The 8,225-nt window shown below is 58.3% G+C and carries 7 protein-coding genes; 6 read left to right on the top strand and 1 reads right to left on the bottom strand.

From position 1 onward, the window contains the following. The 4 genes from AC1DLB_RS14015 to bfr all read left to right on the top strand — a co-directional run. A partial coding sequence (locus AC1DLB_RS14015) for a DNA-directed RNA polymerase subunit alpha (RefSeq protein WP_477785148.1) occupies positions 1-634 on the top strand: 634 nt, incomplete at its 5' end. Positions 635-676: 42 nt separating this feature from the next. Then, complete coding sequence (rplQ, locus tag AC1DLB_RS14010; RefSeq protein WP_007924175.1) at positions 677-1,063, top strand: 50S ribosomal protein L17; 387 nt, start codon at positions 677-679, stop codon at positions 1,061-1,063. Positions 1,064-1,301: 238 nt separating this feature from the next. Next, complete coding sequence (locus AC1DLB_RS14005; RefSeq protein WP_477744629.1) at positions 1,302-2,756, top strand: catalase; 1,455 nt, start codon at positions 1,302-1,304, stop codon at positions 2,754-2,756. A 150-nt stretch (positions 2,757-2,906) separates the two neighbouring features. Beyond that, the gene (gene bfr, locus AC1DLB_RS14000; protein WP_018925657.1) at positions 2,907-3,371 is read left to right on the top strand and encodes a bacterioferritin; all 465 of its coding nucleotides are present in this window, start codon (positions 2,907-2,909) and stop codon (positions 3,369-3,371) included. Positions 3,372-3,443: 72 nt separating this feature from the next. On the opposite strand, the gene uvrA is transcribed toward bfr, so the two are convergent. Then, entirely contained in the window at positions 3,444-6,278 is a 2,835-nt protein-coding gene (uvrA, locus tag AC1DLB_RS13995) for an excinuclease ABC subunit UvrA (RefSeq protein ID WP_018925658.1), read from the bottom strand. A 191-nt stretch (positions 6,279-6,469) separates the two neighbouring features. Between uvrA and AC1DLB_RS13990 the strand changes: the two genes are divergently transcribed. Together AC1DLB_RS13990 and AC1DLB_RS13985 are read left to right on the top strand one after the other, a co-directional pair. After that, positions 6,470-7,867: an MFS transporter gene (locus tag AC1DLB_RS13990; protein ID WP_019650831.1), complete on the top strand. Its 1,398-nt coding sequence runs from the start codon at positions 6,470-6,472 to the stop codon at positions 7,865-7,867. Positions 7,868-7,876: 9 nt separating this feature from the next. Further along, positions 7,877-8,225: single-stranded DNA-binding protein (locus tag AC1DLB_RS13985; protein ID WP_477785147.1), on the top strand; the 349-nt coding region annotated here is incomplete at its 3' end.

The following is an 8,225-nucleotide window of genomic DNA, read 5'->3' as shown; positions in this document are numbered from 1 at the left end:
TGTTAACCCCGATCACGTAATCGCTAACCTGGCGTCTAACGGCGCCCTGAACATGAAGCTCACCGTAGCTCGTGGTCGTGGTTATGAACCGGCAGACTCGCGTCAGAGCGATGAAGACGAAAGCCGCAGCATCGGTCGCTTGCAGCTTGACTCTTCGTTCAGCCCGGTTCGCCGTATCGCATACGTGGTGGAAAACGCCCGTGTCGAACAGCGTACTAACCTGGACAAGCTGGTTATTGATCTGGAAACCAACGGTACCCTGGATCCTGAAGAGGCTATCCGCCGTGCTGCAACCATTCTGCAACAGCAGTTGGCTGCGTTCGTCGATCTCAAAGGTGACAGTGAGCCAGTGGTTGTCGAGCAGGAAGACGAGATCGATCCGATCCTGCTTCGCCCGGTTGACGATCTGGAACTGACTGTACGTTCGGCTAACTGCCTTAAGGCGGAAAACATCTACTACATCGGCGACCTGATTCAGCGTACCGAAGTAGAGCTGTTGAAGACTCCGAACCTTGGCAAGAAATCCTTGACTGAAATCAAGGACGTTCTGGCCTCCCGCGGTCTGTCCCTCGGCATGCGCCTCGACAACTGGCCGCCTGCAAGTCTTAAGAAGGACGACAAGGCGACTGCCTGATCGTCGTAATCACCGAACGTTGTGTTTGGTAAGGAATGAACCATGCGTCATCGTAAAAGTGGTCGTCACCTGAGCCGCACCAGCTCGCACCGCAAGGCCATGTTTCAAAACATGGCGGTGTCGCTGTTCGAGCACGAGCTGATCAAAACTACACTGCCAAAAGCCAAAGAACTGCGCCGCGTTGCTGAGCCGCTGATCACTTTGGCCAAGACAGACAGCCTGGCTAACCGCCGTCTGGCTTTCGACCGTACTCGTTCGAAAGCTATCGTTGGTAAGCTCTTCAACGACCTGGGCAAGCGTTACGCTACCCGTGAGGGTGGCTACCTGCGCATCCTCAAGTGCGGTTTCCGCGCTGGCGACAACGCGCCTATGGCGTACGTCGAGTTGGTTGATCGTGCTGTCGGCGGTGAAGCTGTATCCGCTGAGTAAGACGTCAGTCTGAAACAAAGAACCGGGCCTAGTGCCCGGTTTTTTGTGCCTGCAAGAAATGCGCTCTGCGTACAAGCTTCAAACCCTTCCCTATAGGCACTATATGCTTGGGTTGATCATTAGTAATTTTCTATTGATGTCTGCAAATTAATGAATTTGTGACTGTCATGTTGATGATCAATACTTCCCACCAAGCCGATTTAGCCGGCAGTTCAAGACTGACAGAGGAAGAGATCGCATGAGCCAAAACAAAACACTTACGACCGCCAGTGGCGCTCCTGTCGCCGACAACCAGAATTCCCGCTCCGCCGGCCCTCGTGGCCCTCTGCTGCTCGACGATTTCCACCTGATCGAGAAGCTTGCCCACTTCAACCGTGAAAACATCCCGGAGCGTCGCGTACACGCCAAAGGCTCGGGTGCTTACGGCACGTTCACTGTGACTCGCGATATCACTCAATACACCAGTGCCAAGCTGTTTGAGTCTGTCGGCAAACAAACCCCGACCTTCCTGCGATTCTCCACCGTGGGTGGCGAGCGCGGCTCGGCTGACACCGAGCGTGATCCACGTGGTTTTGCCCTGAAGTTCTACACCGAGGAAGGCAACTGGGACATCGTCGGCAACAACACGCCGGTGTTCTTCATCCGTGATCCGCTGAAATTCCCTGACTTTATCCACACCCAGAAGCGTCTGCCGCAAAGCAACCTGAAAAGCGCGCAGATGATGTGGGATTTCTGGTCGCATTCGCCTGAGGCGCTGCACCAGGTCACTATCCTGTTTTCGGATCGCGGCATCCCTGACGGTTACCGTCACATGCACGGCTTCGGCAGCCACACCTACAGCTTGATCAACGCCAATGGCGAGCGTCACTGGGTGAAGTGGCACTATAAAACCAAGCAAGGGATCAAGAACCTCGCTCCGGCAGAAGCGGCGCGCCTGGCCGGCACCGATCCGGATTACGCACAACGTGACCTGTTCGGCGCCATTGAGCGCGGTGACTTCCCGAAATGGAGTGTCAACATTCAGATCATGACCGAGGCTCAGGCCTCGACTCACTATGAGAACCCGTTTGACGTGACCAAGACCTGGTCGCAGAAAGAGTTCCCGTTGATCGAAGTGGGCGAGCTTGAGCTCAACCGCAATCCGCTGAACTACTTCGCTGAAGTCGAGCAGGCCGCGTTCGGTCCGAGCAACATGGTCCCAGGCGTCGGCCTGTCACCTGACCGCATGCTGCAGGGGCGTGTGTTCGCTTACGCGGATGCCCACCGGTACCGTGTGGGCACCAATCACCAGCAGCTGCCAGTGAATGCACCTCGCAGTCCGGTCAACACTTACCAGCGCGATGGTTCGATGGCGTTTGGCAGTAATGGCGGTGCGGCGCCGAACTACGAGCCGAACAGCTACGTTGAATCACCGAAACAGGCACCGCACTACGCGGAACCTGCCTTGGTCTTGAGCGGCGCGGCTGACCGTTACGATCATCGCGAAGATACCGACTACTACAGTCACGCGGGTGCGCTGTTCCGTCTGATGAACGATGAGCAGAAAGCGCTGCTGATCAACAACATTGCCGGTGCAATGGCTGGGGTTTCCGGCGACGTGGTTGATCGTCAGCTACAGCATTTCTTCAAGGCCGATCCGGCTTATGGAGAAGGCATCGCGAAGGCGTTGGGCGTACAGCTTAACGAAGTCTAAACGAGAAGCAGAACCGCCCTCATTAGGGCGGTTTTTTGCGTTATTTGAACCCATTTTCTCAGAATATCTTCGCTTTTATTGCGGCGGGCGAGTGACCTTCAGGTCAGGTTGGTTCAAACTACAGACTTTCAGGCAGGGAGATGTAGGGCGATGCAAGGTCACCCAGACGTAATCGATTACCTCAACACGTTGCTGACAGGCGAACTGGCAGCGCGTGATCAATATTTCATCCATTCGCGGATGTACGAGGACTGGGGGTTCACCGAGCTCTACGAACGTATCAACCACGAGATGGAAGAAGAGGCTCAGCACGCTGATGCGCTGATGCGTCGGATCCTGATGCTCGAAGGTACGCCGCGCATGCGTCCGGACGATCTCGATGTCGGCACCACCGTGCCGGACATGCTCGCCGCTGACCTGCGTCTGGAATATAAAGTTCGTGCAGCTCTGTGCAAAGGCATCGAGCTTTGCGAGCGGCACAAGGACTATGTCACCCGCGAGATCTTGCGCATTCAGCTGAACGACACCGAGGAAGATCACACCTATTGGCTGGAGAAACAGCTGGGTTTGATCAAGTTGATCGGATTGGAGAATTACCTGCAATCGCAGTTCTGATTTTTAGGCCGACGACGCACAAAAAAGCCCCTGTCACCGACAAAGTGACAGGGGCTTTTTCATGGGCCTGATTCAGGCCTTGTCGCGAGCCAGCAGTGGTTTGAGGTAGTAGCCAGTGTGAGACTGCTTCATCTCGGACACGTCTTCCGGCGTGCCGACGGCAATAATCTGGCCGCCCTTGGAGCCGCCTTCCGGCCCCAGGTCCACCAACCAGTCGGCGGTCTTGATCACATCCAGGTTGTGTTCGATCACCACCACGGTATTGCCATGGTCGCGCAAGCGATGCAAAACATCGAGCAGTTGCTGGATATCCGCAAAGTGCAGGCCGGTAGTTGGCTCATCGAGGATATACAGGGTCTTGCCGGTATCGCGCTTGGACAGCTCGCGGGACAGTTTCACCCGCTGGGCTTCACCGCCCGACAGCGTCGTCGCCGATTGTCCCAGCTTGATGTACGAAAGGCCTACGTCCATCAGCGTCTGAAGCTTGCGCGCCAAGGCCGGAACTGCGTCGAAGAACACCCGGGCTTCCTCGATGGTCATCTCGAGGGTTTCGTGGATGCTCTTGCCCTTGTATTTGATCTCAAGGGTTTCGCGGTTGTAGCGCTTGCTCTTGCAGACGTCGCACGGGACATAGATGTCCGGCAGGAAGTGCATCTCCACTTTGATCAGGCCATCGCCCTGGCAGGCTTCACAGCGTCCGCCCTTCACGTTGAAGGAGAAACGCCCCGGCCCGTAACCGCGGGAGCGCGATTCCGGTACGCCGGCGAACAACTCGCGAATTGGCGTGAACAAGCCGGTGTAGGTCGCCGGGTTGGAGCGCGGTGTGCGACCGATCGGGCTCTGATCGATGTCGACGACTTTATCCAGGTGCTCAAGGCCCTTGATGCTGTCGTGAGCCGCCGCTTCCAGGGTCGTTGCCCCGTTGAGTGCGGTAGCGCTCAAGGGAAACAACGTGTTGTTGATCAGCGTCGATTTGCCCGAGCCGGACACGCCGGTCACGCAGGTCAGCAGGCCGATTGGAATCTCCAGATCGACATTGCGCAAATTGTTACCGCGAGCACCCTTGAGGGACAGCGACAGCTTCTTGTTACGGGGTGTGCGTTTGGCTGGAACGGCGATCTTCACCCGGCCCGACAAATACTTGCCGGTCAGCGAATCAGGGTGAGCCATGACTTCGTCCGGCGTGCCTTCGGCAACGATATGTCCACCGTGCACACCCGCGCCCGGGCCGATATCCACCACATAATCAGCCAGACGAATCGCGTCTTCATCGTGCTCGACCACGATCACCGTGTTGCCGATGTCACGCAGGTGCTTGAGTGTGCCGAGCAATCGGTCGTTGTCCCGCTGGTGCAGGCCAATTGACGGTTCATCGAGGATGTACAGAACCCCCACCAGACCGGCGCCAATCTGACTGGCCAGGCGAATGCGCTGGGCCTCACCGCCGGACAGCGTGTCGGCACTGCGATCCAGTGACAGATAGTCCAGGCCAACGTTGACCAGAAACTGCAGGCGTTCGCGGATTTCCTTGAGGATCTTGTCGGCAATTTCGCCACGGCGGCCGGTCAGCTTCAGCACGCCGAAGTATTCGCAGGCATCGCCGATCGGCAAGTTGGTCACCGCCGGCAAGGTCTTCTCGCCAACCCACACGTGTCGCGCCTCGCGACGCAGACGGGTGCCACGGCAATCCGGGCAAGGCTGGGTGCTGAGGAATTTGGCCAGTTCTTCGCGGACTGAAGCCGATTCGGTTTCGCGGTAGCGGCGTTCCAGGTTCGGCACGATGCCTTCGAACGGGTGCGAGCGTTTGACGATGTCGCCGCGGTCGTTCAGGTACTTGAAGTCGACGTTCTGCGAGCCACTGCCGTGCAGGATGAATTTCTGTTGATCGGCCGGCAGTTCGTTGAACGGCACTTCGAGGCTGAACTTGTAGTGGGCGGCCAGCGAGCCAAGCATCTGGAAGTAATAGACGTTGCGCCGGTCCCAGCCGCGGATCGCGCCTTCGGCCAGGGTCAGTTCACCGTTCACCAATCGTTTGGTGTCGAAGAACTGTTTAACCCCCAGGCCATCGCAGGTCGGGCAGGCGCCGGCCGGGTTGTTGAAGGAAAACAGTTTGGGTTCCAGCTCGCTGATGGCGTGGCCGCAGATCGGGCAGGCAAAGCGTGCGGAGAAGATGATTTCTTCGCCGGGCTCGTCGTCCATTGGCGCCACCAGAGCGATGCCGTCCGCCAGTTTCAGCGCGGTCTCGAACGATTCGGCCAGGCGTTGTTGCAGATCGGCGCGGACCTTGAAGCGGTCGACCACGACATCGATCGAGTGCTTCTTCTGTTTATCCAGCTTCGGCAACTCGTCCAGCTCACAGAGCTTGCCGTTGACCCGGGCCCGCACAAAGCCCTGGGCGCGCAGTTCTTCGAAGACCGAGAGGTGTTCGCCCTTGCGCTCGCGGATTACCGGAGCCAACAGCATCAGTTTGCTGCCTTCCGGTTGCGCCAGCACCAGGTCGACCATCTGGCTGACGGTCTGGGCTTCCAGCGGAATGTCGTGGTCCGGGCAGCGCGGAATACCGACGCGAGCGTAGAGCAGGCGCAGGTAATCGTAGATTTCGGTAATGGTGCCAACCGTCGAGCGCGGGTTGTGCGAGGTCGACTTCTGTTCGATGGAGATCGCTGGCGACAGACCTTCGATGGTGTCGACGTCAGGCTTTTCCATCATCGACAGGAATTGCCGGGCGTAGGCCGACAGCGATTCGACATAGCGGCGCTGGCCTTCGGCGTACAGCGTGTCGAAGGCCAGGGACGACTTGCCGGATCCGGACAGGCCGGTGATGACGATCAGTTTGTCCCGTGGCAGGGTCAGGTCGATGTTCTTCAGGTTGTGGGTTCGGGCCCCACGAATCAGGATCTTGTCCAAAGTGGCCTCGCTCGGCGGGCGTCGAAAACGTAGGAGTATACGGCCAAATACTGGATGGATGCACACTATCAAATGAGGGGCGCGCAACCTTGCATGAAGATTGCGTCATCTGCGCGCGTCATAGCGTCGCKATATACCCCGTCWWYCGATGGGACTGGTAGAATCGCCGCCGGTTCASAYGAGGTTTTTCCATGCACGATCCCCACAGCGAACGCATGAGTGGCAGYGAGACCCGCGCRGCRAGCGGTCTGGCCCTGGTGTTCGCCTTCCGTATGCTTGGCATGTTCATGGTGTTGCCGGTGCTGGCGACCTATGGGATGGACCTGGCAGGCGCGACCCCGGCCCTCATCGGGTTGGCGATTGGCGCTTACGGCCTGACCCAGGCGATTTTTCAGATTCCCTTTGGCTTCATTTCCGACCGCATCGGTCGTCGTCCGGTGATTTACCTGGGGCTGATCGTCTTCGCCCTGGGCAGCGTGCTGGCGGCCAATGCCGATTCGATCTGGGGCGTCATCGCCGGACGCATCCTGCAGGGCGCCGGGGCGATTTCTGCGGCGGTCATGGCATTGCTGTCGGACCTGACCCGGGAACAGCATCGGACCAAAGCCATGGCCATGATCGGCATGACGATCGGTCTGTCGTTCGCGATTGCCATGGTGGTAGGGCCATTGCTGACCCGTGCCTTCGGCCTCTCGGGGCTGTTCTTCGCCACCGGCGGCATGGCGCTGCTCGGTATCGTCATCGTGATGTTCATGGTGCCGCGCGCCACCGGGCCATTGCAGCACCGCGAGTCTGGTGTCGCGCGTCAGGCACTGATCCCGACGCTCAAGCACCCGGACCTGCTGCGCCTGGACCTGGGCATTTTTGTGTTGCACGCGATGTTGATGTCGAGCTTCGTTGCATTGCCCCTGGCGCTGGTCGAAAAAGCCGGTTTGCCCAAGGAGCAGCACTGGTGGGTGTACCTCGCTGCGCTGCTGATTTCCTTCTTCGCCATGATCCCGTTCATTATCTACGGCGAGAAGAAACGCAAAATGAAACGAGTTTTATTGGGCGCGGTGCTGACGCTGATGCTCACTGAGCTATTCTTCTGGCAGTTCGGCGACAGCTTGCGGGCTCTGGTGATCGGCACGGTGGTGTTTTTCACCGCGTTCAATCTGCTGGAAGCGTCCTTGCCGTCGCTGATCAGCAAGGTTTCACCGGCAGGCGGCAAAGGCACGGCGATGGGGGTTTATTCCACCAGTCAGTTCCTCGGTTCGGCACTGGGCGGGATCCTCGGCGGCTGGCTGTTTCAGCACGGCGGTTTGTCGGTTGTGTTCCTGGGATGTGCCGGGCTGGCTGCACTTTGGCTGGCCTTTGCTGTTACCATGCGTGAACCACCTTACGTCACGAGCCTGCGCTTGCCGTTGTCGCCCGAGGCGATCCGCGAAGCGGGTCTGGTTGAGCGCCTGAAGGCCGTCGTAGGGGTAACAGATGCGGTGATCGTTGCTGATGAAGCGGCGATTTACATCAAATTGGACACAGAACTATTGGATCGCACGACCCTTGAGCGCCTGGTGAACAACCCGGCCGAGGCAGCGTGCGTAGCCTAGGAGAACGTTATGGCCCGTGGGGTTAACAAAGTCATATTGGTCGGCACTTGCGGCCAGGATCCCGAAGTTCGCTACTTGCCTAACGGTAACGCCGTGACCAACCTGAGTCTGGCGACCAGCGAACAGTGGACCGACAAGCAAACCGGTCAGAAGGTCGAGAAGACCGAATGGCACCGTGTTTCGATGTTCGGCAAAGTGGCCGAAATCGCCGGCGAATACCTGCGTAAAGGTTCGCAGGTCTACATCGAAGGCAAGCTGCAGACCCGCGAGTGGGAAAAAGACGGTATCAAGCGTTACACCACTGAAATCGTGGTCGACATGCAAGGCACCATGCAACTGCTGGGCGGCCGTCCACAAC

The sequence above is a fragment of the Pseudomonas sp. 05N434 genome, from assembly GCF_056396965.1.
Note: the sequence above shows the minus strand (reverse complement) of the source record. Positions and strands in the feature narration are given on the sequence as shown.

Coding starts and splice junctions, on each gene's coding strand:
- rplQ (WP_007924175.1), top strand. CDS start 677: ATGCGTCATCGTAAAAGTGGTCGTCACCTGAGCCGCACCAGCTCGCAC.
- AC1DLB_RS14005 (WP_477744629.1), top strand. CDS start 1,302: ATGAGCCAAAACAAAACACTTACGACCGCCAGTGGCGCTCCTGTCGCC.
- bfr (WP_018925657.1), top strand. CDS start 2,907: ATGCAAGGTCACCCAGACGTAATCGATTACCTCAACACGTTGCTGACA.